This is a genomic window from Bradyrhizobium sp. KZN70725, assembly GCF_055264925.1.
On sequence record NZ_JBUYWT010000211.1, the window covers coordinates 1 to 499 of the forward strand.

Genomic DNA, 499 nt, shown 5'->3' on the forward strand with positions numbered 1-499 from the left:
GATCAGCGAGTTCGGCCTGTCGATGCACGTCGAGACCCGGCGCGGCACCGAGACGCGAAATGTCCTGATGGATTTTGGCTTCACACCGGACGCGCTGGTCAACAACGCCAATCTCGTTGGCATCGATCCGGCCGAGTTCAACGCCCTTGTCTTGAGCCACGGTCACTACGATCATTTTGGCGGTCTCGCCGGCTTCCTGAAGCAAAACAGCGGCAAGCTCAAAGCCGGGCTACCGATTTACATCGGCGGCGAGGAGGCATTCTGCTCGCGTGAATGGACGGCGCCGCCGGGGCGCGGCGACTTCGGAGCCCTGGATCGCAAAGCACTGGAGGCGGCCAATTTGGCGGTGGCCTATGCAGACGGACCGGCACTGGTTGCCGATCACGGTTTCACCACGGGGCACATCGGCCAGACGAGCTTTGAGAAGCTGCTGTCCCCCAGCGCCATGAAGATCGGCGTGGACCACGGCATTGGATGCTATGCCGACCAGCTTCCGGAG

At 62.3% G+C, this 499-nt stretch carries 1 protein-coding gene; it reads left to right on the forward strand.

Going from position 1 to position 499, the window contains the following annotated elements; genetic code table 11:
- Positions 1–22: 22 nt before the first annotated feature.
- On the forward strand, positions 23–499 hold a 477-nt coding region (locus tag ACZBJS_RS42935; protein WP_463440361.1), incomplete at its 3' end, for an MBL fold metallo-hydrolase.